Origin of the sequence: Arthrobacter sp. zg.Y820 (genome assembly GCF_030125555.1) — a bacterium.
Lineage (GTDB): Bacteria > Actinomycetota > Actinomycetes > Actinomycetales > Micrococcaceae > Arthrobacter_B.
On sequence record NZ_JASKLX010000009.1, the window covers coordinates 490,913 to 515,842 of the forward strand.

At 67.5% G+C, this 24,930-nt stretch carries 24 protein-coding genes; 17 read left to right on the plus strand and 7 right to left on the minus strand.

The features are described 5' to 3' along the window. Positions 1-73 precede the first annotated feature (73 nt). Both QNN99_RS11285 and QNN99_RS11290 read left to right on the plus strand, forming a co-directional pair. On the plus strand, positions 74-964 hold the full coding sequence (locus QNN99_RS11285; protein ID WP_229966537.1) for an SDR family NAD(P)-dependent oxidoreductase: 891 nt from the start codon (positions 74-76) through the stop codon (positions 962-964). After that, complete coding sequence (locus QNN99_RS11290) at positions 961-2,373, plus strand: aldehyde dehydrogenase family protein (protein ID WP_229966538.1); 1,413 nt, start codon at positions 961-963, stop codon at positions 2,371-2,373. The genes QNN99_RS11285 and QNN99_RS11290 overlap by 4 nt, the downstream gene beginning before the upstream one ends. 59 nt (positions 2,374-2,432) lie before the next feature. On the opposite strand, the gene pgm is transcribed toward QNN99_RS11290, so the two are convergent. The 4 genes from pgm to QNN99_RS11310 form a co-directional block, all read right to left on the minus strand. Beyond that, positions 2,433-4,064 carry a phosphoglucomutase (alpha-D-glucose-1,6-bisphosphate-dependent) gene (pgm, locus tag QNN99_RS11295; protein WP_229966539.1) on the minus strand — a complete coding sequence of 544 codons (1,632 nt, stop codon included), beginning with the start codon at positions 4,062-4,064 and terminating at the stop codon, positions 2,433-2,435. Positions 4,065-4,149: 85 nt separating this feature from the next. Next, positions 4,150-4,377, minus strand: a complete 228-nt coding sequence (locus tag QNN99_RS11300) for a hypothetical protein (RefSeq protein ID WP_229966540.1) — start codon at positions 4,375-4,377, stop codon at positions 4,150-4,152. 194 nt (positions 4,378-4,571) lie between these two features. Further along, positions 4,572-6,041: a peptide MFS transporter gene (locus QNN99_RS11305; protein WP_284015847.1), complete on the minus strand. Its 1,470-nt coding sequence runs from the start codon at positions 6,039-6,041 to the stop codon at positions 4,572-4,574. Positions 6,042-6,229: 188 nt separating this feature from the next. Further along, on the minus strand, positions 6,230-7,672 hold the full coding sequence (locus QNN99_RS11310) for an amidase (RefSeq protein WP_229966541.1): 1,443 nt from the start codon (positions 7,670-7,672) through the stop codon (positions 6,230-6,232). Positions 7,673-7,818: 146 nt separating this feature from the next. On the opposite strand from QNN99_RS11310, the gene QNN99_RS11315 reads away from it, so the two are divergent. The 4 genes from QNN99_RS11315 (at position 7,819) to QNN99_RS11330 (ending at position 10,550) form a co-directional block, all read left to right on the plus strand. Continuing rightward, positions 7,819-8,136 carry a rhodanese-like domain-containing protein gene (locus tag QNN99_RS11315; RefSeq protein ID WP_229966542.1) on the plus strand — a complete coding sequence of 106 codons (318 nt, stop codon included), beginning with the start codon at positions 7,819-7,821 and terminating at the stop codon, positions 8,134-8,136. Beyond that, positions 8,133-9,095, plus strand: a complete 963-nt coding sequence (gene pheA, locus QNN99_RS11320) for a prephenate dehydratase (RefSeq protein ID WP_229966543.1) — start codon at positions 8,133-8,135, stop codon at positions 9,093-9,095. The genes QNN99_RS11315 and pheA overlap by 4 nt, the downstream gene beginning before the upstream one ends. A gap of 83 nt (positions 9,096-9,178) precedes the next feature. Beyond that, entirely contained in the window at positions 9,179-10,150 is a 972-nt protein-coding gene (locus QNN99_RS11325; RefSeq protein ID WP_229966544.1) for a DNA topoisomerase IB, read from the plus strand. A gap of 127 nt (positions 10,151-10,277) precedes the next feature. Continuing rightward, a complete protein-coding gene (locus QNN99_RS11330; RefSeq protein ID WP_229966545.1) occupies positions 10,278-10,550 on the plus strand; it encodes a hypothetical protein in 273 nt (90 codons plus the stop codon). Between the two features lie 51 nt (positions 10,551-10,601). Here QNN99_RS11330 and QNN99_RS11335 read toward each other — a convergent pair whose 3' ends face one another. Then, the gene (locus tag QNN99_RS11335) at positions 10,602-11,705 is read right to left on the minus strand and encodes a diacylglycerol/lipid kinase family protein (RefSeq protein WP_229966546.1); all 1,104 of its coding nucleotides are present in this window, start codon (positions 11,703-11,705) and stop codon (positions 10,602-10,604) included. A gap of 64 nt (positions 11,706-11,769) precedes the next feature. Between QNN99_RS11335 and serS the strand changes: the two genes are divergently transcribed. After that, on the plus strand, positions 11,770-13,047 hold the full coding sequence (serS, locus tag QNN99_RS11340) for a serine--tRNA ligase (RefSeq protein ID WP_229966547.1): 1,278 nt from the start codon (positions 11,770-11,772) through the stop codon (positions 13,045-13,047). Between the two features lie 82 nt (positions 13,048-13,129). After that, positions 13,130-13,966 carry an HAD family hydrolase gene (locus QNN99_RS11345; protein ID WP_229966548.1) on the plus strand — a complete coding sequence of 279 codons (837 nt, stop codon included), beginning with the start codon at positions 13,130-13,132 and terminating at the stop codon, positions 13,964-13,966. 12 nt (positions 13,967-13,978) lie between these two features. Here the strand turns inward: QNN99_RS11345 and QNN99_RS11350 are convergent, their stop codons facing one another. Both QNN99_RS11350 and QNN99_RS11355 read right to left on the minus strand, forming a co-directional pair. Further along, positions 13,979-14,623 carry a SatD family protein gene (locus QNN99_RS11350; RefSeq protein WP_229966549.1) on the minus strand — a complete coding sequence of 215 codons (645 nt, stop codon included), beginning with the start codon at positions 14,621-14,623 and terminating at the stop codon, positions 13,979-13,981. Between the two features lie 187 nt (positions 14,624-14,810). Then, the gene (locus tag QNN99_RS11355; RefSeq protein ID WP_231712770.1) at positions 14,811-15,362 is read right to left on the minus strand and encodes an inorganic diphosphatase; all 552 of its coding nucleotides are present in this window, start codon (positions 15,360-15,362) and stop codon (positions 14,811-14,813) included. Between the two features lie 236 nt (positions 15,363-15,598). On the opposite strand from QNN99_RS11355, the gene dacB reads away from it, so the two are divergent. The 9 genes from dacB to folK all read left to right on the plus strand — a co-directional run bounded on the left by dacB (position 15,599) and on the right by folK (position 24,926). Then, complete coding sequence (gene dacB, locus QNN99_RS11360; protein WP_229966550.1) at positions 15,599-17,047, plus strand: D-alanyl-D-alanine carboxypeptidase/D-alanyl-D-alanine endopeptidase; 1,449 nt, start codon at positions 15,599-15,601, stop codon at positions 17,045-17,047. A gap of 61 nt (positions 17,048-17,108) precedes the next feature. Next, positions 17,109-18,251, plus strand: coding sequence for an Rv3626c family coenzyme F420 biosynthesis-associated protein (locus tag QNN99_RS11365; RefSeq protein WP_229966551.1), 1,143 nt, complete (start codon positions 17,109-17,111; stop codon positions 18,249-18,251). Between the two features lie 12 nt (positions 18,252-18,263). Further along, complete coding sequence (gene tilS, locus QNN99_RS11370; RefSeq protein ID WP_229966688.1) at positions 18,264-19,418, plus strand: tRNA lysidine(34) synthetase TilS; 1,155 nt, start codon at positions 18,264-18,266, stop codon at positions 19,416-19,418. A gap of 36 nt (positions 19,419-19,454) precedes the next feature. Next, entirely contained in the window at positions 19,455-20,006 is a 552-nt protein-coding gene (gene hpt / locus QNN99_RS11375) for a hypoxanthine phosphoribosyltransferase (protein WP_229966552.1), read from the plus strand. Positions 20,007-20,221: 215 nt separating this feature from the next. After that, the gene (gene ftsH, locus QNN99_RS11380; protein WP_229966553.1) at positions 20,222-22,342 is read left to right on the plus strand and encodes an ATP-dependent zinc metalloprotease FtsH; all 2,121 of its coding nucleotides are present in this window, start codon (positions 20,222-20,224) and stop codon (positions 22,340-22,342) included. 151 nt (positions 22,343-22,493) lie between these two features. Continuing rightward, a complete protein-coding gene (gene folE, locus QNN99_RS11385; protein WP_229966554.1) occupies positions 22,494-23,111 on the plus strand; it encodes a GTP cyclohydrolase I FolE in 618 nt (205 codons plus the stop codon). A 14-nt stretch (positions 23,112-23,125) separates the two neighbouring features. Next, positions 23,126-24,028: a dihydropteroate synthase gene (folP, locus tag QNN99_RS11390; RefSeq protein ID WP_229966555.1), complete on the plus strand. Its 903-nt coding sequence runs from the start codon at positions 23,126-23,128 to the stop codon at positions 24,026-24,028. A 2-nt stretch (positions 24,029-24,030) separates the two neighbouring features. After that, positions 24,031-24,429 (plus strand): dihydroneopterin aldolase, encoded by a 399-nt coding sequence (gene folB / locus QNN99_RS11395; protein WP_229966556.1) that lies wholly within the window; start codon positions 24,031-24,033, stop codon positions 24,427-24,429. Continuing rightward, positions 24,426-24,926 carry a 2-amino-4-hydroxy-6-hydroxymethyldihydropteridine diphosphokinase gene (gene folK, locus QNN99_RS11400; protein ID WP_229966557.1) on the plus strand — a complete coding sequence of 167 codons (501 nt, stop codon included), beginning with the start codon at positions 24,426-24,428 and terminating at the stop codon, positions 24,924-24,926. Before folB ends, folK begins: the two co-directional genes overlap by 4 nt. Positions 24,927-24,930 lie beyond the last annotated feature (4 nt).

Consider the following 24,930-nt stretch of genomic DNA (forward strand, 5'->3'; position numbering starts at 1 on the left):
GTTGCAGGCGAAGCACTTACCGGGAACAACTCGGGGGCGGACACCGGCGTCACCCGCGAATGGACGGATCAGCATGGGCATATCAGTTTCGGGCCGCACGGTACTCATCACCGGCGCGGCCATGGGCATGGGGCGGCTGTACGCCGAACGGGCCGTGCGCGACGGCGCCGCGCACGTGGTCCTGTGGGACCGCAACACCGATGCCCTGGAGGCCGCGGCGGCGGAGCTGCGGGAGCCGGGCGGCAGTGCTGTCCATTCCTTTGCCCTGGACGTCAGCTCCCAGCCGGAGGTGGCCGCGGCCGCCGAACGGGTTCTGGCAGAGGTGGGGGTTCCCGATGTCCTGATCAACAATGCCGGGATCGTGCGCGGAAAGTACTTCTGGGAGCACACGGCGGCGGACATTGACGCCGTGATGCAGGTGAATGCGGTGGCGCCGATGCAGATCACCCGGGCGTTCCTGCCGCAGATGATCGCCCGCCGCACGCCGGTGCGGATCCTGAACGTCGCTTCGGCGTCGGGCACCCTGTCAGTGCCGAAGATGAGCGTTTACGCCGCCTCCAAGTGGGCAGTGATCGGTTGGAGCGATTCGCTGCGGCTGGAACTCAATGAAGCCGGCAACGGGCACATTCAGGTCACCACCCTGATTCCGAGCTACATCAAAACCGGCATGTTTGCCGGGGCCCGCGGCCCGCTGATGACGCCGCTGATGGAACCGCAGTATGTGGTGGACCGGGCGTGGGCTGCCCTGATGGAGGGCAAGGCCCGGATCCAGCTGCCGTGGACGGTGCCGCTGGGCAGCGCCCTGCGCGGGCTGCTGCCGCAGCCGCTGTGGGACGTGGTGGCCGGACGCGTGTTCAAGGTGTACCAGTCCATGGACCACTTCACCGGCCGCCCCGAAGCTCCGCCGGCGGCGGCACCGGCAGGCGCTCCCGCCGGCGCCGGCTCTCCGGAGAGCCACCGATGAGCGCCGGAGCCCTGGCAGAGGTCAGCGAAACCCTCCCGGAGCGGCAGATCAGCTCCGCGGTGGCAGCGGTGCGCCGGACCTACGACTCGGGCCGGACCCGTCCGCTGTCCTGGCGGCGGGCCCAGCTTCAGGGCCTGATCCGGATGCTGACCGAGCGCGAGGCTGAGTTCGGCGCCGCCCTGGCCCGGGACCTCGGCAAGAACCCGCTCGAGGGCTACCTGACCGAAATCTCCATCACCCGCGCCGAGGCCGAATACACGCTGAAGCACCTGGCGCAGTGGACCCGCAGCACCCGCGTTCCGGTGCCGCTGGGCCTGCTGCCCGCCTCAGCCAAGACCGAGCCGCAGCCGCTGGGCGTGGTGCTGGTCATCGCACCGTGGAACTATCCCGTGCAGCTGCTGCTGGCTCCGCTGATCGGCGCCCTGGCGGCCGGCAACGCCGCGGTGCTGAAGCCCTCGGAGCTGGCTCCCGCCACCTCGGCGACAATGGCGGAACTGCTGCCGCAGTACCTGGACCCGGACGCCGTCGTCGTCATCCAGGGCGGGCAGGAAGCCAGCACCGCGCTGCTGGCCGAGCGCTTCGACTCCATCTTTTTCACCGGCGGGGAACGGGTGGGCCGGGTGGTGCTGCAGGCCGCCGCCAAATACCTGACTCCGGTCACGCTGGAACTGGGCGGGAAGTCGCCCGCCGTCGTGCTGGACGGCAATTTCGCCGCCATCGCCCGCCGGCTGGTGTACGGGAAGCTGCTGAATGCCGGACAGACCTGCGTGGCGCCGGATTACGTGCTCGTCACCGAGGCGGCGGCACCCAAGCTGCGCAAGCACCTGGTCCGAGCGGTCGCCGAGCTGTTCGGGAAGGATCCGGCGCGGAGCCCGGACCTGGGCCGGATCATCAACGAACAGCACTGGGACCGGCTGCACGGTCTGCTGGAGAGCGGAACCGTGCTGGCCGGAGGACGCGGCGACCGGAACTCGCTGTACCTGGAGCCGACCATCCTGACCGATGTTTCCCCGGACTCTCCGGTGATGCAGGAAGAGATTTTTGGTCCCATCCTGCCCGTGCTGACCGTGAAGGACCTCGATGAGGCCATGGCGTTCATCAACGCCCGTCCGGTGCCGCTGGCGTCCTACCTGTACACGCACTCGGCAGCGGCCCGGAAGGCCTTTGAACGCGGGGTGCGGGCCGGCAGCGTGAACCACAACGTGAGCACGGTGCAGCTGGCCGTGCCCGGCCTGCCGTTCGGCGGCGCCGGCGCCAGCGGCACCGGCGCCTATCACGGCAAGTTCTCGTTCGACACGTTCAGCCAGCTGCGTCCGGTGTTCACCAAGGGCACCGCGCTGGACACGCTGCGGGTGGCCTATCCGCCGTACAACGGGCTCAAGCGGCGTTTGCTGCGCCGCCTGCTCTAATCCGCCGCTGCCCCCCCCCGACCCCGCCTGACCCGGCGGGGACTAGGGAGAGATTGGGGCTAGGAAATGACGCCGTCCACAATGGCCTTGGCCTCGGCCTGGACGGTGCGCAGGTGTTCCACGCCCTTGAAGGATTCGGCGTAGATCTTGTACACGTCCTCGGTGCCCGAGGGGCGGGCGGCAAACCAGGCATTCTCGGTGGTGACCTTCAGGCCGCCGATGGGTGCGCCGTTGCCCGGCGCCTCGGTCAGGCGCGCCGTGATGTCCTCGCCGGCCAGGGTGGTGGCGGTGACGTCCGAGGGCGAGAGCTTCGCCAGCGCCGCCTTCTGCTCGCGGCTGGCCGGGGCGTCCACGCGGGCGTACTCGGGATCGCCGAACTTTGCGGTCAGCTCCCGGTACCGCTGTGACGGCGTCTTGCCCGTCACCGCGGTGATCTCCGAGGCCAGCAGGGCCAGCAGGATGCCGTCCTTGTCGGTGGTCCAGGCCTTGCCGTCCAGGCGCAGGAAGGACGCGCCGGCGGATTCTTCGCCGCCGAAGGCCGCTTCACCGGAGAGCAGTCCCGGAACAAACCACTTGAAGCCCACCGGGACCTCCATCAGGGTTCGGCCCAGATCGCCGGTCACGCGGTCGATCATCGAGGAGGACACCAAGGTCTTTCCCACCACCGCGTCCTTCGGCCAGCCGGAGCGGTTCCGGTAGAGGTAGTCGATGGCGACGGCGAGGTAGTGGTTGGGGTTCATCAGCCCGGCGTCGGGCGTGACAATCCCGTGGCGGTCGGCGTCGGCGTCATTGCCGGTGGCAATGTCATATTCGTTGGCGCGCGAGATCAGCGAGGCCATCGCATCGGGGGAGGAGCAGTCCATGCGGATCTTCTCGTCCCAGTCCAGGGTCATGAACGCCCACTGCGGGTCCACGTTGGGGTTGACCACGCTCAGGTTCAGCTGGTGCATCTCCGCGATGGCACCCCAGTAGTCCACGGAGGCGCCGCCCAGGGGATCGGCGCCGATGTGCAGGCCGGATTCGCGGATCGCGTCCAGGTTCAGGACCGACGGAAGGTCCTCGACGTAGTTCTGCAGGAAGTCGTAGGTGCCCACCGAGTCGGCCAGCCGCGCCTCGCCGAGCGGAATGCGCCGCACGCCGCGCAGCCCGTCCTCCAGCAGTTCATTGGCGCGGTTGGCGATCCAATTGGTGGCCTCGGAACCGGCGGGGCCGCCGGTGGGCGGGTTGTACTTGAAACCGCCGTCTGCCGGAGGATTGTGCGAGGGCGTGATGATGATGCCGTCGGCCTCCTCGGTGCGGCCGGTGTTGTGCTTCAGGATCGCGTGGCTCAGCGCCGGAGTGGGCGTGAAGCCGTTGCGGGAATCGATCAGCACGTTCACGCCGTTGCCGGCGAGAACCTCCAGGGCGGTGTTCTGCGCCGGCTCCGACAGGGCGTGGGTGTCCTTGCCCATGAACAGCGGACCGGTGATGCCCTGTCCGGTGCGGTACTCAACAATCGCCTGCGTGATGGCGGCGATGTGCGGTTCGTTGAAGGCCCCGTTCAGGGACGAGCCGCGGTGACCCGACGTGCCGAAGACGACCCGCTGCGCGGGGTCCTGCATGTCCGGCGTGACGTCGTAGTAGGCATCCAGGAGTGCCGTCAGGTTCACAAGGTCGGAGGGTTGGGCAACTGTGCCAGCTCGGGTAGACATACCCCTAAGCATGCCAAACAAAAGCCGCCGGTGGCAGATCGGCCGCCCGCGGATGTGGCAGAAGGCAGCTAAGGTGGCCGCCCGCTTAGGCCTTCCGGCCCTCCGGTTCGGAACCGGTGCGGCCGGACGTCTTGCTGTTCGAATTCGATCCTTCGGAAATACTCGCGTGGACCTCCACCCGGTGATCGGTTTTATTGGGATCCCCCGTGCCGTCGGGAATGACGTCAGCCCCGGACTCCACCAGTGCCTCCGCGGGATTTTCAGTACCCTCGTTGGGATCCTTGCCGGTGCCCTTGCTCTTGTCCTCTGCCATGGCGTGTCCTCCTTCTGCGGAAGCGGGAGTCCCGCCCTCCACCATCATCAGGCCTGCGATTTCAGTAGTACCACTCGGGGAACGGCGGATCCAGCGGTTCCGGCGGACAGCCTGCATCGCGGCTTAACCAACGACGACGACGGCGGGAAGCCGTCGTCGTCGTTGGAGAAGCCTGGAAAGGCTTGGCGTAGTGCTTAGCGCACGCCGCTCATCAGCTTCTTGATGGCGGGCGTAGCCACGACCAGGGCGGCGCCCAGGACGATGGCGGTGATGCCGCTGAACGCGAAGTAGCTGACCTCGGTGGCCGGGTCGTAGAACTGTGCCAGCCAGCCGGCCATGGTGGTGCCCAAGGAGACGGACAGGAAGAACAGGGCCACCATCTGGGTCCGGAAGACAGCCGGCGCCAGCTTGGTCGCCACTGACAGGCCGATCGGGGACAGGAACAGCTCGGCAAACGTGAACAGCAGCAGGATGCCGGCCAGGGCCAGCAGCGGCGTGCTGTTCGGGGCGCCGCCGGAGAACGGGATGAAGGCGAGGAACGCCAGGCCCATGACGGCCAGGCCCATGGCGAACTTCAGCGGGGAAGACGGCTGCTTGTCGCCCAGCTTGGTCCAGAGTGCAGCGAAGACCGCGGCGAAAATGATGATGAACACGGGGTTGATGGACTGCACGAAGCTGGGCGGCATTTCCCAGCCGAACAGGGTGCGGTCCAGCGAGGAGTCGGCGTAGATGGCCACCACGGTGAACTGCTGCTGGAACAGGGCCCAGAAGGCGGCGCTGGCCACGAACATCGGAATGAAGGAGTAGACGCGGCGGCGCTCAATCCTGTTGACCTTCTTGCTCGTCAGGATCACCACGAAGTAGCCAATGGACGCCAGGATGGCCAGGGTGGCCATGACCGGAGCCAGGTTTTCCGCGGTCAGCAGGCCGAAGAACACGGCCAGGACGATCAGCACGAGCGCGGCCACCGTTCCGGCGATCACCTTGGTGAACAGCGGGCGCGGCAGCGGGTTGCTGACCAGATGGGCGGCCTCGGGCAGGTGCTTGCGGGTCAGGGCGTACTGGGTCAGGCCGATGACCATGCCGACGGCGGCCAGGCCGAAGCCGAAGTGGAAGCCGAACTTGTTCTGGACGAGGCCGGTCAGGATGGGGCCGACGAGGGCGCCGAGGTTGATGCCCATGTAGAAGATGGAGAACCCGGCGTCGCGGCGCTCATCCGTCTCTGTGTAGAGGGTGCCAACAAGCGAGGTTGCGTTGGCCTTCAGGCCGCCGGAACCGAGGGCGATCAGGATCAGGCCGGCGGCCAGTCCCGCCGCGCCCGGAAGCACGGCCAGGGAGATGTGGCCCAGCACGATGATGATCGCCGAGTAGAACAGGACACGTTCCGAGCCCAGCAGGCGGTCCGCAACCCAGGCACCGAGAATGGTGGACAGGTAAACGCCACCGCCGTAGGCGCCGACAAGTCCGGTGGCGACGGCCATGTCGATACCCAGGCCGCCGTCGGCGACTGAGTAGTACATGTAGTACAGCAGGATGCCCTGCATGCCGTAGAAGGAGAACCGTTCCCACAGCTCGACGCTGAAGAGGTTCGCCAACATGCGGGGATGGCCAAAGAAGGACTTTCGGGCCGACGGGGCGGCTGAGGTGCTGGGATTAGAACTCACCCGAACATGTTCGCATCGGCATATGTGTGCGCGGGGCGGCCTCGGGGCGGAATTCTCCGCGCTATCGCTTCAGGAGCCTGCTGGGCAGTGAGAAACATCACCGGCAAATTGGTTCTACGGCACACTGTTACGGCATCCATGGCGACCTCAGGCGGGGTGCGGGGAACTCATGGACTAGTATACGCGTTTTAGGATTCCAACTGCGCGGCGACGGCCAACAGCTGGGCCTCTGCGCCGGGCCGTCCGATCAGTTGAATGCCCATGGACAGGCCGTCCGGCGTTCTCAGGGTCGGTACGGAGATGGCCGGGAGTCCGCACACATTGACCATCGATGTGAAGGGCGAGTAGCGGCACTGCCGGGCGTAGTCCTCCAAGCCCAGTGCCTCTTCGTCCGGAAATCCGGCTTCGGGCGGGTTTTCCCAGTACCAGCCCACCGGGCGCGGAGTTTGGCCCAGCGCCGGAGTGAGGATCATGTCATAGGCGCTGTAGGCGCGGATGGTGTCCTCTTCGAAGCGGCGCAGGACATCCAGCGCCGACGCCAGCTCCCCGGCCGAACGCTGCAGGGCCCGACGGCGGACCGCCGCCGTGAGCGGTGTCAGCCTCCGCTCGGCGCCCTCGGGCAGGACCAAGGTGGCGAGCGAGGCCGTCCACACCGTCTGGAAAGCCTCCGGATAGCGCTCGTCGTAGCTGAGTTCGGCGTCAACCACGTCATGGCCGGCTGCGGTGAGCGCGCGGATGCCGGTGGTGAGTGCCTGCACCGCCTCGGGATCCAGGACGATCTCCAGGCGCGAGGAGAACGGCGAGAGGGTGCTCACTCCGATCCGGAAACGCCCTGCGGCCCGCTGGGCCGCGGCCAGGAAGCTGCCCTCGAAGGGCGCGGCCGACGTCGCATGATGGTTGGGGCCGGCGACCATGGCGTCCAGCAGCAGCCCCGCATCCGCGGCGTTGCGCGCCAGGGGTCCGGCCACCACAAACTGGCCCAGGTCGTTCTGGCCACCTCCGGCCGGCACCCGCCCGCGGTTCGGTTTCAAGCCCACCAGTCCGGTGGCCGCGGCCGGAATGCGCACCGATCCGCCGCCGTCAGTGCCCGGCGCGAATGGAATCATGCCCGCTGCCACGGCCGCGGCGCTGCCGCCGCTGGAGCCGCCCGGGCTTCGCATCGGGTCCAGGGGGTTCCGGGCCGGAGCGCCGATGAAATTCTCGCTGTAGCTGCTGAGCCCGAACTCCGGAACCTGGGTCTTGCCCAGGCTGATGGCCCCGGCGCCGCGCAGGACGGCGGGGAGGGGGCCGTCCTCGGCCGGAACATACGGTTCCAGGGCGGCGGTGCCCAGCGTGGTGGGTATTCCGGCAACATCGGTCAGATCCTTGTGGGCCAGCGGCATGCCGTGAAGCAGCCCCAGGGGCTCGCCGCGGGCAAATCGTTCATCGGCCGCCGCCGCCTCCCGCAGGGCGGGTTCCGGAGTGGGCAGCAGGAAGGCGCCCAGTGCCGGATTTCGTTCCTCGATGCGCCGGAGGAAATAGCCGGTCACCTCGCGGGCGCTGACTTCACCCGAGGCGAGGCGGTCCCGCCACTGCAGGGCAGTGGGCTCAGTCGACGGTGAAGTCGGACCGGGAAGCGGCGGAGCGGACATGTGACCTCCGGGACGGCGGATTATTTTCCGGACTGGGCTCCCACTATAGGCTGGGAGGAAGTTGACACCCGGTCCGGTGTTCCGGCGTGCCGCCGGAGCCCGAAGAGGCCCGGGGCCGCCGCACATGCAAAGACAGGAACCGGAAAATGGAAAACGTATCAGTAGGCGAGATCAGCAGCGATGCCAAGATTCTGGACGTTCGGGAGGACTACGAATGGGAAGCGGGGCACATCGACGGCGCCCTCCACATTCCTCTCGACTCCCTGCCCGAACGCCTCAATGACCTGGACCCGGACCAGGATCTCGCCGTCATCTGCCGGTCCGGCGGCCGCAGCGCGCGAGCCACTGCCTGGCTGGAATCCCACGGCTACTCGGCTGTGAATGTCACCGGCGGCATGGGTGCGTGGCTGGAAGCCGGAAAGCCCATGGTCTCCGACAACGGGCAGGACCCCACGGTCGTATGAGTGCTTCGCCCAGCACCGGTGCCGGCAGCGAAACCGAGGGCCTGATTTACACCTATTTGGGCCCCGAGGGCACCTTCACGGAGGCCGCCCTGCTGCAGGTTCCGGGTGCGGATGCGTCGGAGCGCATTCCCGCCACCAGCGTGAACACCGCCTTGGAAATGGTCCGCAGCGGCCGCGCCGATGCTGCAGTGGTGCCCATTGAAAACTCGGTGGAGGGCGGCGTCAGTGCCACCCTGGACGCCATTTCGGCCGGCGATGCGCTGCGCATCCGGCGCGAAATCCTGGTTCCCATCACCTTCGTCCTGGCCGCACGGCCCGGACTGGACCTGGCCGGCATCACCACCGTCTCCACGCACTCCCATGCCTGGGCCCAATGCCGGAACTGGGCGGAAATAAACATTCCGCAGGCGGAATATCTCCCCGCGTCGTCGACCGCGGCCGCAGCGACGGGCCTCCTCTCCCCGGGGGCCGGGTACGACGCCGCCATCTGTTCGCCGTTGGTGGCGGAGCGGCTGGGCCTGAACGTGATCCGCACCGACATCGGCGACGTGGCCGACGCCGTGACCCGCTTCGTGCTCCTGAGCCGGCCCGCTGCCCTGCCGGCGCCCACCGGGGCCGACAAGACCACTCTCGTGGTGCCGCTGCCGGAGGACCATCCCGGTGCGCTGATGGAAATCCTGGACCAGTTTTCCGCCCGCGGGGTGAACCTGAGCCGGATTGAGTCGCGGCCCACCGGGCTGTTCCTGGGCGACTACTTCTTCAGCATTGACGCCGACGGCCACATCAATGATGCCCGGATGGCCGACGCCCTGAAGGGCCTGCACCGGATCAGCCCGAACCTGCGGTTCCTGGGCTCCTACCCCCGGGCTGACCACCGCGAGCCCGAAATTCCAAAGCACACCAGCGACGAGGCCTTCCGCTCGGCGGACCGCTGGCTTCAGGGCCTGCTCGACGGCTAATCTCTCCGCAGCGACATTTCGGTGCGACCCTGCTGTCGGACAGGCCCGGTGCACCGGAAACAGGAAAACGCGAAGGGAAAAACATGCGGCTGCGGCGGAGCAACTGTGAGCATCCGGGATATTCGCGGCTGCGCCGGGGGCGCGGTTTCAGCTACCGCGGGCTGCGCGGCGACGTACTGAAAGACCGGGAAACCCTGGAGCGGATCCGCGCCCTGGCCATTCCTCCTGCCTGGACGGACGTCTGGATAAGCCCTTATGCCAACGGTCACATCCAGGCGACCGGGACGGATGCCGCCGGTCGCCGGCAATACATCTACCACCTGCACTGGCGGGAACTGAAGGACCGGGAGAAGTTTGACCGGTCCCTGGCCTTTGCCCAGGCCCTGCCGGCGGCCAGGCGCCTGATCACCAAGCATCTGCGCACCGACGGTGCCGGTCCGCAGCGCGCTTATGCCGCGGCCCTGCGGATTGTCGACGCCGGAGCCCTGCGCATCGGCGGGGAGCGGTATGCCGAGGTCAACGGCTCCTACGGAACCACCACGCTGCGCGTGGAGCACGTCACGGTGCAGGGGGCCGAGGTGAAGTTCGATTTCCCGGGTAAGAGCGGGCAGGAGTGGCACACCTCGATTGCGGATCCGGACCTGGTGGCTGCCCTGGAGCCCATGCTCGCCCGTCCGAAGCCCGACACCGCGCTGGCCTATCAGGACGGTGACGGAGGATGGCACAGCATCACCGGCGCCTCGCTGAACGCCTTCCTGAAGGAGGTCACCGGCGGGGACTTCACGGCCAAGGATTTCCGCACCTGGCAGGCCACGGTGGTGGCCGCGATGCACCTGGCCCGGGCGTTCCCGGCGGCGTCCACGCAGAAAGCCAAGCAGCAGGCCGCGGCCGCCACGGCACGTAAAGTGGCCGAACACCTCGGCAATACCCCCGCCGTGGCCCGGAAATCCTACATCGACCCGCGGGTGGTGGACCGGTTCTTCGGCGGCGAGGTCATCGACGTGGGCGGGTTCTCCGCCTCCGAAACGGCCGTCCGGCTGATGCTCACCCCCTGACGGGTTTGCGCCGCCGGCTTTTCCCGTTTCCCCGTTCGTAAGTATGCTGATGGTAAGAGTGCGGTGTTTCCGCACACGCGGCACAGGATCCAACGGGTCCTGTCTCAACGTTCAGGAAGGTAAGCACATGTCTGAATATCCCAATGAGGAAGAACAGCTGACCGACCCCAAGCCCAGCGGACAGTCCACAGCTGACGACAACTACCGCGGTGACGCCGGAGACCAGGGCAACGACATCCGGTTCGCCGAGGAAGAGCAGCTGATCCGCGAACAGGCCTCTCCGAAGTCAGTCAACCGTGACGACGAAGGCGAGTACACGGATGCCGAGGGTGCCGAGGGCGGCAAGTCCGGCAAGGACGAAGGCGGCTACACGGACGCCGAAGGCACGCAGGACTCCTAGTCCCGCCTGCCGGTCCCGTCCGGGTTGGCCGCCGGCGGAAAGGGCGCCTGATTAAGGCTGCCCTGCTTCCGCCTTGCTGCGGCTGCCGAACGGGCGGGGCCGCTGCTGCTCCGGTGCGGGCGCGCGGACCAGCAGCGCCAGGGGATTCACTTGGACCCGAACGCTCGTGGCCGCCCCCGTGACATCACCGTCCAGCTGGGTTCGGGTTGGCTGCCCCACCCGGATTTCCACTGTCCGGGCCCGGCGGTGATCGATGACGGGGATGTCCTTCGGATACTTGGTGACCACCTTGCCCGCCAGCCAGAGCCACCCGGCCAGGCCCCGCGGACTCATGACCACCACATCCAGCAGCCCGTCGTCCATGCGGGCTTCGGGAATGAAGTCGATTCCGGCGGGAAGCCGCCCGATGTTCGCAAAGAGGATGCTGCGCACCTTGCGCACCCGCGGAGGTTCTCCGTCCACGGAGATGCTCATTTTCGTCCGGCGTCCGGGCAGCAGCCGCACGCCGGCCTCGCTGTAGGCCATCCAGCCGACGCGTTTTTTCAGGTCGTCGCGGGTCGCCGCGAGCACTTCGGCATCCAGTCCGATGCCGCCCATCACCAGGAACGCGCTGCTGCTGCCCTGCCCGGTGACGGAATTCTCCAGCGTCATGGTGCCCATGTCGATGCGGCGTTCCTGGCCGTGCAGCGCCGCGCGGACCGAGGCCGGCAGATCCGCGACCGGCAGGCCCAGGTTCCGCGCCAGCAGATTGCCGGTGCCCAGCGGCAGCAGCCCCAGCGCGGCCGGGGCGTTGGCCAGGGCGCGGGCAACTTCCCGGATGGTGCCGTCGCCGCCGGCCGCCACCACGACGTCGGCCCCCAGCTGCAGGGCATGCCGCGCCTGTTCCCAGCCGGGGCTTTCCCTGGTGGTCTCGAGGATCAGGGGAGGATCCCAACCGGCCAGCTCGCACGCCTCAGCCAGCAGCACCCGCGCCGCCGGGGCCTGGACCTTGACCGGGTTGAGCACCATGGCAACTCTCTGGTGCCCCGGGGCCAGCGGTTTGAAGACGGGGCGTTCCGCAGCCAGCCGGCGCCGCCGTCGGACTGCCGCCCAAACCACACCCGCCGTCAGGACGGTTATCAGGAGTGCAAGCAGGAGGATCTCGGGTGTGGGCATAGTGGTTCCCACCCTAACCCGGGCCGGTGCCCGGGCCCGCCAGGGTTTTGGGTACTCTTGAAGCGTGATCGATGTAAATGAGCTCCGCGAAAACCCTGAAAAATTCCGAGCCTCCCAGCGCGCCCGCCAAGCGGACGAGTCCTTGGTGGACGCGATCATTGCTGCCGACGCCGCGCGCCGGGATTCCCGAACCCGCTTCGAGAACCTGCGGGCCGAGCAGAATGCCTTCGGAAAGCGGGTGGCCAAGGCCAAGGGCGACGAAAAGCAGGCCCTCCTGGCTGAGGTCAAGGAACTTGCCGGTGCGGTCAAGGCTGCCGGCGCCGAAGCCGATGCCGCCCAGGCCGAGTCCGACGCGCTGCTGCGCCGGATTCCCAACCTGGTGCAGGACGGCGCACCCGCCGGCGGCGAGGACGACTTCGAGGTCCTCAAGACGGTCGGCACCCCCCGCGACTTCGAGGCCGAGGGCTTCGCGCCCCGCGACCACTTGGAAATCGGCGAACTCCTGGGCGCCATCGACATGGAACGCGGCGCCAAGGTCTCCGGCTCCCGCTTCTATTTCCTGCGCGGCGTTGGTGCCCGCCTGGAACTGGCGCTGCTGAACATGGCCATGGACCAGGCCGTGCAGGCCGGGTTTGTTCCGATGATCACCCCCACCCTGGTCCGCCCCGAGACCATGCAGGGCACCGGTTTCGACGTGGCGCACGACGCCGAAATCTACCGCCTCGCCGACGACGACCTCTACCTGGTCGGTACGTCCGAGGTGCCGCTGGCCGGCTACCACGCCGACGAAATCCTGGACCTCAACGGCGGGCCGGTCCGCTACGCCGGCTGGTCCTCCTGCTACCGCCGGGAAGCCGGCTCGCACGGCAAGGACACCCGCGGAATCATCCGCGTCCACCAGTTCAACAAGGTGGAAATGTTCATCTACACCAAGCCGGAGGACGCCGCCGCAGAGCACCAGCGGCTCCTGGCCTGGGAAGAGGAAATGCTCGCCAAGGTGGAGCTGCCCTACCGGGTGATTGACACCGCCGCGGGCGACCTGGGCATGTCCGCCGCCCGGAAGTTCGACTGCGAAGCCTGGGTTCCCACCCAGAATGCCTACCGCGAGCTGACCTCCACCTCAAACTGCACCACATTCCAGGCCCGCCGGCTGAACATCCGCGAACGCCAGGACGGCGAGGGCAAGGGCACCCGTGCCGTGGCCACGCTCAACGGAACCCTCGCCACCACCCGGTGGATCGTGGCCATCCTTGAGCACCACCAGAACCCGGACGGGTCCGTCACGGTCCCGGCTGCCCTGCGGCCGTACCTGGGCGGCCTGGAAGTCCTGCCGGTGCTGTAAAGCTCCGGCTGTTGCGCCGGAAATCGGCGCACATGTGAGGCACGTCCTTTCGCGATCCGCCACCTTCTGTTGAAATTGGTCGATGACTACTTTGACGAGCGCCGGCATCGAAGACCGGCAAGACCCTAATTCCACTCCCCACCTGGTAGCGCTGGATGTCGACGGCACCCTCGTGGACCACGACGGGCACATGTCCGCCGGTGTCCGCAAGGCCGCCCAGGCCGCCGTTGCTGCCGGGCACCATCTGGTGGTTGCCACCGGCCGCTCCTACGGTGCGGCCCTGCCCATCCTGGAGAACATCGGCATCACCAAGGGCTACTGCGTCTGCTCCAACGGCGGCGTGACCCTGCGCGTGGACCCCTCGCTTCCGGACGGGTTCGAGGTGCTGGACCGGGTGGTCTTCGATCCTTCGCCGGCGCTTGATGCCCTTCGGGTGAAGCTGCCCACGGCAAAATTCGCCCTGGAGGATGCCCATGGGCACTTCCTGTCCACCGAACGCTTCCAGGACGCCAGTTTTGGCGTTGAGGCGCTGGCTGTGGATTTTGAGCGGCTTCGCAGCGCCGAGGCCGTGCGCGTGGTGGTGTTCAGCACCGACTCAACGGCCGAGGAGTTCGGCGAAGCGGTGCGGGCCATCGGCCTGCACGGCGTGACCTACTCCGTGGGCTGGACCGCCTGGCTGGACATCGCCGCGGAGGGCGTCACCAAGGCCAGTGCCCTGGAAAAGGTGCGCAGCATCCTGGACATCGACCGGAAGTACACGCTGGCCATGGGCGACGGCCGAAACGACATCGAGATGCTGGGCTGGGCAGCCCGCGGCGTGGCGATGGGCCAGGCTCCGCAGGAAGTGTTGGAAGCGGCCACCGAAGTCACGGGCACCGTTTACGAAGACGGCGCCGCGACGATTCTCCGCGGCCTCTAGGCCGTCCCGGCGTCAGTACGCCAGTACGTCAGTACCCAGTGCTGCGGGCGGCAGGGACGCCGGGCCGTAGCAGAGCGACAGCAGGCGTGCTGCGGCGGGCCGGGTGGCCCACTCCTCCTGCCAGTGGGAACGCACCACTGCCTTGCTGACGGCTTGGGCGGTGATGCCCAGGATTTCCGCCACGTACTTCTGCTGGCCGCGCGCCCCCGGCGTCATCAGGTCCAGGACCTTCCACTCGGCGTCGGTCCGGCTCGCGACGATCTGGCCCAGCAGGCGCAGCACGGCCTGCGCTTCCGCCGCTACGTCCCCGTCCGGGCCGTCCACCGCCAGCGGGATGCGTTCGCCGGTTTTCCGTGCCCGGTCCACGGCGCGGCGGGCATAGACCAGGCCGAAGCCGTCGTTGTCCAGCATGTTCTGCTGCAGGGGCGGGCGCAGTTCGCCGACGCCGATCCCGACGTTCCAGCGCCGCTGCCGGATGGCTGAGAGCGCCGCTTCCACTGCCGTCGGGGCGTCGGCCAGCACCCCCTGCGCCTCGTCGCCGACCGAGCGCTGGAACGGGACAGCTGCCGGCAGGTGCCGGAGGGAGCGGATCAGATCCGGGACGAGGTCGCCGGACTCGCGGGAGTCCCGCTGGTTGATGGTCAGCACGTAATGCATGGGATCAGCATGCCAGAGTCCACGTGCAGACAACCGTTTTCGGTTGCTGCGGCGTGCCACATCCCGTCTCGGTGCGGGTCCTCCCACCGGAACCAACGACGACGGCGGCCGCCCCGGAAAGGGGACGGCCGCCGTCGGGCGCTTGCCGGGCCGGCATCCGCAGGGGCGCCGGCCGGGCAGGAAAGTGCTACTCGTTGATGGGGTTCGCGTCCACGTCGCGGCCCTGGGGCTCGTCCTCTTCGCTGCCTTCGCCGAGCGCCTCGAAGCGTTCCAGGGAGGCCTTGACCTCGGCCTCGGCATCCTCGCGGCCGGCCCAGTCAGCGGCCTCAACCCACTTGCCCGGCTCCAGGTCCTTGTACTTCGTGAAGAAGTGCTTGATCTCGTCGAGCAGGAAGTCGGAGACATCCGAGATGTCCTGGATATGGTCGAAGCGCGGGTCCACGGGAACGCAGAGAACCTTGGCGTCTCCGCCGCCGTCGTCCACCATGTTGAAAACGCCGATCGGACGGGATTCCACCAGCACGCCGGGCATCAGGTCGAAGTCCTGCAGCATGACCAGTGCGTCCAGCGGGTCGCCGTCCTCACCGAGGGTGTTTTCGAAGTACCCGTAGTGCGTGGGGTAGGCCATGGAGGTGAAGAGGATACGGTCCAGGCGCAGGCGGTGGGTTTCGTGGTCGATTTCGTACTTGACCCGGGATCCCTTGGGGATCTCGATGGTGACGTCGAGCGTGATGGACATGGATACTCCTCTGGCGTGACGCCGCGGGGGCGCCACAAAACGGGTTGACGAACGCGGCGTCGACGAAAAACACTGCCGTGAACGTAGGCTGATAAAGGCACCGGCGACGCGTAAGTGTCCGCGTCCATGCGGGCGGCGGCGCCGGTCTAGTCTTAAAGATATATGTCTTGGTCCCCAATTCCTGTTTCCGGCAGGAGAAGCGGCTAACGGAAAGCAGCGGTGAGGCGATGGCTCGGGTGTTTACCGGCCTTCTGCTGACCCTCGTCCTGACGGTTCTTGTGCTGCCGCTGGCCGTGTACGCGGGACCGCCGGTGCTTGCCGCCCTCCGGCACGAGCAGCCGGCCCGGCAGGTTGTGGTGCCGTCCTACCAGCAAAGTCCGGTCCGCCTGGCCTCCGGCGGGGATGAGTTCCCGGTCCCGGCCGGTTCGGAAGCTCCGGCGCCGGACACCCGGGTGCTGGCGGCACTGCTTGACGCCGAGCTGGCGGTCGACGGAAGCGGAAAATTCTCCGGGGCCGTCCAGGATGCACTGACGGGGGAGGTCCTCTACGACCTGGACGGCGATGTCCCCGTGACGCCGGCCTCCAGCCTGAAACTCCTGACGGCGGCTGCCGCACTCTCGGACCTGGGGGCGGACACCCGCTTCGAAACCGGCGTCCACGCCGGCACCGCTCCGGGAACGATCATCCTCAAAGGCGGCGGAGACGTTCTCCTCACTGCAGGCGAATCGGACGACGACGCGATCGTGGGCCACGCCGGGCTGCAGACCCTCGCCGATGAAACAGCCGCGGCGCTGGCGGAGCGCGGGACGTCGGGAACCGTGAGCATCCGGCTCGACGACACGCTGTTCACCGGCGCCTCCCTTTCGCCGGCGTGGAGCCGGGAGGACGTGGCGGCAGGTGAAATGGCCGCACTGTATCCGCTGGCCATTAATTCGGCGTGGGCCGCCGAAGGCGTCTCCTCCGGGCCCCGGGCCGGGGACGCCGCGCTCGCGGCTGCCAGCGCCTTCGCCGCCGCCCTGGAAACCTCCGCCGCCGGGTACGGTTTCACCGTCGACCCGGTCATTGAGCGCGGCGCCGCTGCGGAAGGCGCCGACCGGCTGGCCTCCGTGGTTTCGGCTCCCGTCGCCGACCAGGTGCAGCAGATGCTGCTCAGCTCCGACAACTACCTGGCCGAGGCACTGGCCCGGATGAGCGCGCAGGCCACCGGCCGGGAAGCCACTTTCGAGGGTGGAACAGCCGCCGTGCTGTCAGCGGTTTCCCGGCTCGGAGTGGACACCGGCGGCCTGGTGCTGGCGGACGTCTCCGGACTGGGCGGCGGAACTGAAATCTCCGCGAGGCAGCTCGCCGCAACGGTGCAGGCGGCGCTGACTTCCACGAAAAACGACGTGAGGGCACTGCCCTACTCCCTGCCGGTGGCGGGGCTGAGCGGAACCCTCTCCTCCCGGTTGACCGGCACTACAGGCACCGGCGGCACCGATGGCGCCGGTCCTTCCCCCGCCGGCGTCGTCCGGGGAAAGACCGGATCCCTGTTTGCCGTGACGTCGCTGAGCGGGTTCGTGACTGACGCCGACGGCCGGCTGCTGTCCTTTGCCTTCGTCGCCAACGGCCTGGAGGGCAACACGGCTCAGGCCCGCGCCGCCGTGGATGCGGCAGCCACCGTTCTGGCCGGGTGCGGCTGCCGCTGACGGCGTTTGGCGTACAGCGAACCCCTCACCAATTCCGGGTGCCGTGTGGTCTGATGGACGGATGGAGAGCTATCAGCAGGACCGTTCCTCAGCCGCCCCCGATCTGGTGAACTGGGATCTGGCCGCCGGAACGGCTGCCACCCTGGTGCCCGCGGGTCCCAAGATGTCTGCCCGTGAGATCCGCGAAGCGGTGGCGGACCTGCGCACCCTGGCCGACGAGGCAGTGGCGCATGTCCACCGCATCACCGGGCTGGAGGCTGCCCGGGACCTGCGGGATTCCGAGGTGCTCGTGGTGGACCGTGCCTCCTGGGCCAAGGCCAATTCGCGCAGCTTTGCCGTACTCATGACCCCGGCCCTCGACCATTTGGCCAGCACCCACCCGGAAGAGTTGAAAAACGCCAACACCGCGTTCAGCGGCACCGTCACCGGCGCCCAGCTCGGCGCGGTCCTGGCCTTCCTGTCCTCAAAGGTGCTCGGCCAGTACGATCCCTTCGCCGCGAAGACACCCGGCGGACCCTCCGGCGGCAGGCTTCTGCTGGTGGCGCCGAACATCATCACACTGGAGCGCGACCTGAACGTGGTTCCTGCGGATTTCCGGCTGTGGGTGTGCCTGCACGAGCAGACCCACCGGGTGCAGTTCGCCGCCGCTCCCTGGCTGCGCGACCACATGCTGGAACAGATCGGCCTGCTGACAAACGGCCTGATGGACAAGGCCCAGACCTTGTCCGAACGCCTGGGCCAGGCGGCCAGGACGCTCGCAACACCGGCCGGGCGCGAGGCCCTGACGGGCGGAACCGGCGACGACGGCGTTCCCAAGCGTCCGATGGACGTCATGTCCCTGCTGCAGGACCCCGAGGACAAGGAGCGGATGTCCCACCTGACCGCAGTGATGTCCCTGCTCGAGGGCCATGCCAACGTAGTGATGGACGCCGTCGACGCCCAGATCGTTCCCAGCGTCAAGACCATCCGGCAGCGCTTCAACGACCGCGGCAGGAGCCACGGCTGGCTGGACCGGTTCTTCCGCCAGATCCTGGGACTGGACGCAAAAATGCGCCAGTACAAGGACGGCTCAAAATTTGTCCGGGCCGTGGTGGACAGCGCCGGCATGGAGGGGTTCAACCGGGTCTGGGAAGGCCCGGAGAACCTTCCGACCGAAGCGGAGATCCACGCGCCTTCGCTGTGGATGACCCGGATGGGGCTGTAACCGCACGTGCCGATGCAACCTGACCTGTCAGCAACCGACCCCTCCGGCTCCGGGTTTTCCGTCCCGGCTTCCGGGAACCGCCCCCGCAAGCGGCTGAACCCGACGCTCGGCAAGGCCCGCAACATGATCCGTGACGCCCTTGACGCCGCGGGCCTGCCGCCCCGCGGCACCGCGTCCACGCCGCCGCCGCTGCTGCTGGTGGCGTGCAGCGGCGGACCGGACTCGCTGGCCCTGGCTGAAGCGGCATCCTTCTTCGCCCGGCGCGGAGACTACCGGGTGGGCGCCGTCGTCGTCGACCACGCCCTGCAGCCCGGATCCGCGGAAGTTGCCGCTTCGGCGGCGGAGAAGCTCCGCGGCATGGGCCTGGATCCGGTCCAGGTCCGGACCGTCTCGGTGCCGGCCACCGGCATGGGGCCCGAGGCCGCCGCCCGGACCGTCCGCTACGCGGCCCTTGACGCCGCCGTGGAAGAGACCGGCGCCGACGCCGTGCTGCTGGGCCACACCCTGGACGACCAGGCCGAACAGGTGCTCCTGGGCCTGGCCCGCGGTTCCGGCACCCGGTCCCTGGCAGGGATGCGCGCCGTCCGCGGCAAGTACCTGCGGCCGCTGCTTGGCCTGCGCCGCAGCGAGACGGAGGAAATCTGCGAAAGCGAGGGCCTGGACCCCTGGTTCGATCCCTCCAACTCGGATCCGGCTTTTGCCCGGTCGCGGGTGCGGGCGGAAGTCCTGCCCTTCCTGGAAGAGAAACTGGGCCCGGGAATCGCCGAGGCACTGTTCCGTTCCTCACGTATCCTGGCGAACGACGCCGACTACCTTGACGCGGTGAGCGCCGAAACCTTCGACCGGCTGCGGGTTCCGCAAGCGGCCGAAACCGATGCGCAGAAACCGGATCCCGACACGATTCTGCTGCCCGAAGCGCCGCTGCGGAAACTGGCTCCCGCCATACGCCAGCGCGTCCTGGCTCTGGCCGCGGTGGAACTGGGCGGCGCCCAGCCCAGCTACGAGCGGCTGCGTTCGGTCGAGGCGCTGCTTCGGCGCGTCGGCTCCGCCGGGCCGGTGGAACTGGTGGGCAAAGTCAGCGTCTACCGGCAGGTGCGCACTAATCCGGTTCCCCAAGGCGGCTCCGGCTATGGCAATCTTGTCTTTAGGAAAAAGAGCAGCACCTAAAATACAGCTGCAACATCTCGTACCCGGGAGCCATTCGTGGATTCACACGACGTCCAGTCAGACCTCAAGCACGTTCTCTACACGAAGGAACAGATCCAAACGCGGGTTGCCGAACTCGCAGCAGAGATTGACCGCGACTACGCAGGACGCGACGTCCTGCTGGTTGGTGTGCTGAAGGGCGCCGTGATGGTCATGGCTGACCTCTCCCGTGCCCTGCACAGCCACGTCACCATGGACTGGATGGCCGTGTCCTCTTACGGTTCCGGCACTCAGTCCTCCGGCGTCGTCCGCATCCTCAAGGACCTGGAAACGGACCTGCTGGGCAAGCACGTGCTGATCGTCGAAGACATCATCGACTCCGGGCTGACCCTGTCCTGGCTGCGCACCAACCTGCAGTCCCGCGGACCGGCCAGCGTTGAGATCTGCACCCTGCTGCGCAAGCCCACCGCCGCGAAGGTGGAAATCGACGTTAAGTACGTGGGCTACGAGATCCCCAACGAGTTTGTTGTCGGCTACGGCTTGGACTTTGCCGAGCGGTACCGCAACCTCGATTTCATTGGAACCCTGGCGCCGCACGTTTACGAGTAAACAGCACCGCTGGAGCGCACCGGACGGCGGCCCGCGGGCTGCCGTCCGGTTTTGCGTCAGCGATCAGCATCACGCCGACGTGCTACGCCCAGAGGGAACTTTCCGGGTATTCGGGACGTGTTCTTTCAGGTAACGGTGTATAGCTAGTTGAAGTATATTTCGCGCATTATCAGCGTTGTTGATCAGGAGGGACGGGGCTTGCGCCCTGACGACGAATGAAATCTAAGAACTTCTTCAAGGGGCCGGTCTTTTGGATAATCCTGGCAGTGGCCCTTCTTGTACTCATTCTTCCCAGCCTTTCCACGAGCGGGGCAACCCAGGTGGACACCAGCGTGGGCCTGCAGCTGCTCAAGGACCAGAAGGTGGAGCAGGCCAAGATTTACGACGGCGAGCAGCGGGTCGACCTGACGCTTAAAGACGAGTACAAGGACAGCAGCGGCCAGGACCAGGGCGAGAACGTGCAGTTCTACTTTGGCACCGCCCGCGGTCAGGACATTGTCGAAGCCGTGAACGAATCCGGCGCCGAAGGTTTCACCGACCAGCCGGTGCAGACCAACTGGTTCACCAGTTTCCTGGGCCTGTTCCTGCCGTTCATTATCCTCGGCGTCATCTTCTGGTTCCTGCTCTCCCGCATGCAGGGCGGCGGCTCCCAGGTCATGAAGTTCGGCAAGTCCAAGGCCAAGCTGACCAACAAGGACATGCCGCAGGTTACCTTCGCCGACGTCGCCGGAGCTGACGAGGCCGTGGAGGAACTGCACGAAATCAAGGAATTCCTGCAGGATCCGGCCAAGTTCCAGGCCGTGGGCGCCAAAATCCCCAAGGGCGTGCTGCTGTACGGCCCTCCCGGCACCGGTAAGACCCTGCTGGCCCGCGCCGTCGCCGGCGAGGCCGGAGTTCCGTTCTACTCCATCTCCGGTTCCGACTTTGTCGAGATGTTCGTGGGTGTGGGCGCGTCCCGCGTCCGCGACCTCTTCGAGCAGGCCAAGAACAATTCCCCGGCCATCATCTTCGTCGACGAGATCGACGCCGTCGGCCGTCACCGCGGTGCCGGCGTCGGCGGCGGCAACGACGAACGCGAGCAGACCCTGAACCAGCTGCTGGTGGAAATGGACGGATTCGACGGCAACACGAACGTCATCCTGATTGCCGCCACCAACCGCCCCGACGTGCTGGATCCGGCGCTGCTGCGCCCGGGCCGCTTTGACCGGCAGATCGGCGTGGACGCTCCGGACATGCAGGGCCGCCTGCACATCCTGCAGGTGCACGCCAAGGGCAAGCCGATGGCTGAGGGCGTCGACCTGGAAATCGTGGCCCGCAAGACGCCGGGCTTCACCGGTGCTGACCTCGCCAACGTCCTGAACGAGGCAGCCCTGCTGACCGCCCGCTCCAACGCCCAGCTCATTGATGACCGGGCACTGGATGAGGCCATCGACCGCGTGATCGCCGGACCGCAGAAGCGCAGCCGGGTGATGAAGGAACTCGAGCGCAAGATCACCGCCTACCACGAGGGCGGCCACGCCCTGGTGGCTGCTGCCCTGCGCAACACCGACCCCGTCACCAAAGTGACCATCCTGCCCCGCGGCCGCGCCCTGGGCTACACGATGGTGCTGCCGCAGGACGACAAGTACTCGATCACGCGCAACGAACTGCTTGACCAGCTCGCCTACGCCATGGGCGGCCGGGTGGCCGAAGAGATCGTCTTCCACGATCCGTCCACCGGCGCGTCCAACGACATCGAAAAGGCCACCGCCACGGCCCGGAAGATGGTCACGCAATACGGCATGAGCGAGCGGATCGGTTCCGTGAAGCTCGGCAGCGGCGGAGGCGAACCGTTCCTGGGCCGCGACATGGGGCAGGAACGCAACTACTCCGACCAGGTGGCGTACGTGGTGGATGAGGAAATCCGGCGCCTGCTGGACAACGCCCACGACGAGGCCTACCAGATCCTGACGGAAAACCGGGACGTCCTGGACCGGCTGGCCCTGGAGCTGCTGGAGCGCGAGACCCTGAACCAGGCCGAAATTGCCGAGGTCTTCTCGGACGTGCGCAAGCGGGACGTCCGCGAAGTGTGGCTCTCCAAGCCCACCCGCCAGGTCCACACCCTGCCTCCCGTGGTGTCCGCCAAGGAGCGGCGCGAGGCCGCGGCCAACGGCCAGCCGAATCCGGACACCGTTTCCCCGCAGGATCAGATTGCCGACGCCGATCTGCCGCAGGACTTCGATGTGTCCAGCAACGGGCTGACGCATCCCGAGGGCAGCGGATCCGGCCACGCCGGGCCGGGCGGCACCGCCAACCGGACCGACGGCACTAACGGTTCGGCGCAGAACGACCGCTGAAACAACGACCGATGAAACAAGGTGGCCCGGCATGATGCCGGGCCACCTTTGCGTCCGGCTCCCTGTGCGTCGGTCCCGGAAGGAACCGGGGATCCGCCCGGGCACCGGGGCACCGGGGCGGCCGCCGGGACAGTCACGGTAGGATCGACCAGTGACGGATTTCGACGATGAACTGACCGCGGAGGACATCTCCGATTCCCTGGCCCCGGTGGACCAGCCCAGGATTGCAAAGGCGGTCCGCGAGATCCTCCTGGCAATCGGGGAGGACCCGGACCGGGAGGGGCTGCAGGACACCCCCAAACGGGTCGCCAAATCGTACGCCGAAATCTTCGCCGGCCTGCACCAGAGTCCGGTTGACCTGCTGGCCACCACCTTCTCCCTTGAACACGAGGAGATGGTGCTGGTGAAAGACATCCCGTTCTTCTCCACCTGCGAACACCACCTGGTGCCCTTCCACGGCACCGCGCACATTGGTTACATTCCGTCCAGGGACGGCAAGGTCACCGGTTTGAGCAAGTTGGCGCGGCTGGTGGACGTGTACGCGCGGCGCCCGCAGGTTCAGGAGCGGCTGACGACGCAGATCGTGGACGCGCTGATGGACAACCTTGACCCCCGCGGTGCCATAGTTGTCATTGAATGTGAACACCTTTGCATGTCAATGCGCGGAGTGCGCAAGCCCGGAGCCAAGACCGTCACCTCGGCCGTCCGCGGCCAGCTGCGGGAAACCGCAACCCGCGCAGAAGCAATGAGCCTCATTCTCGGACGATAGGACGCCCCCACCCCATGGATTCACTAGCCGCCGCTCCCGGAACCGGGCCTGCGACGTCACCGCTGCCGCTGGTGCGTTCCGCCCGGGCCCGCCGGTTCGAAGACCTGCCGACCGACCGCACCCTGGTGATGGGGATCCTCAACGTCACCCCGGATTCCTTCAGCGACGGCGGACAGTTTGCGCAGGCCGACTCCGCCATCCAGGCCGGATTGAAAATGCACTGCGACGGCGCCGACATCATCGATGTGGGCGGGGAGTCCACCCGGCCCGACTCGGTGCGGGTGACCGCCGAGGAAGAACAGCAGCGGATCCTGCCCGTGGTGGAAGCGCTCGTGAAGGCCGGTGCGCTGGTCAGCGTCGACACGATGAACGCCTCAACGGCGGAAAAGGCCATCCAGGCCGGCGCCGCCCTGATTAATGACGTCTCCGGCCTGGAGGTGGATCCCGCAATGCCGGCGCTGATCGCGCGCACCGGGGCTCACTACGTGCTGATGCACAGCCGCGGCGCCGTCCGCAGCAGCGACCCGCACGCCGAGTACGACTCCGTCGTCGATGACGTGATCACCGAGCTGACGAAGCTCCGGGACCAGTTCTACGCCGCCGGAGCAACTCCTGAGCAGATCATCCTCGATCCCGGGCTGGGCTTCTCCAAGCACGGCAACGACAACTGGGAACTGCTGCGCAGCATCGACAAGTTGAACGGTATGGGCCACCGGGTCCTCATCGGCGCTTCCCGGAAGCGTTTCCTCGGCTCCCTGCTGGCCCGCTCCGGCAAAGCGGCCCCGCCCCTGGAACGCGACGACGCCACGGTGGCCATCACCGCACTCGCCGCCTTTTCCGGCGTCTGGTGCGTCCGGGTGCACAACGTCGGCCCGAGCCTCGACGCCGTCAAGACCACAGCAGCATGGAAGGCATAGACATGGAAGCCGGCAGCGCAGCCACCCGCACCCGCGCACGCGACACCATCACCCTGACCGGAATAACCGCACGGGGATTCCACGGAGTGTTCGACGACGAGCGGCGCAACGGCCAGCCTTTTGTGGTGGACGTGGTGCTGCACGCCGACCTGCGGCCGGCCGGCCTCAGCGACGACCTGACATTGACCGCCCACTACGGCGAACTCGCTGAGCAGGTGGCCGCCATCATCGCCGGCGAACCGCTGAACCTGATCGAGGCACTGGCCGAGCGCATCGCCGGCGCCGTCCTGGACGGCTTTGCCGGCATCAGCGCCGTCGACGTCACCGTCCACAAACCGCAGGCACCCATCACCGTTCCCTTCGGCGATGTCTCAGTGACCATCCACCGGGACCGGCTGTGACCGGCGCCGGGGCCGTGACCGCGGTCCTCGCCCTGGGCAGCAATCTCGGCGAAAGCCGGGACACGCTCTCCCTCGCCGTGGCCGAACTGGCCAACCATCCCGGCGTTCGGCTCCAGGCGGTGTCGCCGGTGGTGCGGACCCGTCCGGTGGGCGGGCCTGAACAGCCCGACTACCTGAACCTGGTGGTCTCCGTGGAAACCGACCTGCCGCCCCACGACCTGCTGGCCCACTGCCAGAGCGTGGAAAACGCGCACCACCGGGAACGCGAGGTGCGCTGGGGGCCGCGCACCCTCGACGTCGACATCATCACCTACGGCGACTTGGTGCTCGACGACGAAACCCTCACCCTTCCGCATCCGCGGGCGCACACCCGTGCCTTCGTGCTGCAGCCCTGGGCCTGGATGGATCCGGACGCCGTGCTGTCAGGCACCCCGGTCGCCGAGCTCGCCGCCAGTGCCGAGGATCTGCCGGGACTGGAAATCTTCGAGGGAGACTGATCCG